The following is a 440-nucleotide window of genomic DNA, read 5'->3' on the forward strand; positions in this document are numbered from 1 at the left end:
GTATACGGAATGTAGCTGTGCCAGGACTGGCGTTCGCCCATTTTCTCCGCACCACGGTGGTGGTAACCGATGTCTGGTACGCAGTCGACAATCTCTTCGCCATCGAGTTGCAAAACGATACGGAAAGCCCCGTGCGCCGACGGGTGGTTCGGACCGAGGTTGAGGAACATGAAGTCCTCGTTTTCGGTGCCGCGCTTCATCCCCCACTCTTCCGGTTTGAAGGTCAGGGCTTCCATCTCCAGATCCTGTTTGGCTTTGGTCAGCTCAAACGGCGAGAATTCGGTAGCGCGCGCCGGATAATCTTTACGCAGCGGGTGACCTTTCCAGGTTTGCGGCATCATGATGCGTCGCAGGTTCGGGTGACCGTCTAAAGTAATGCCAAACAGATCCCAGGTTTCACGCTCATACCAGTTAGCGTTCGGGAACAGTTTGGTGAAGGT

General features: G+C 55.5%; 1 protein-coding gene. It reads right to left on the reverse strand.

Going from position 1 to position 440, the window contains the following annotated elements; translation table 11 throughout:
- Positions 1–440, reverse strand: a 440-nt coding sequence (locus GRF61_RS24340) for an NADH-quinone oxidoreductase subunit C (RefSeq protein WP_211166201.1), incomplete at both ends; no start/stop codon positions are given.

It is taken from the genome of Azoarcus sp. TTM-91 (genome assembly GCF_012911025.1).
Classification (GTDB): Bacteria; Pseudomonadota; Gammaproteobacteria; order Burkholderiales; family Rhodocyclaceae; genus Azoarcus.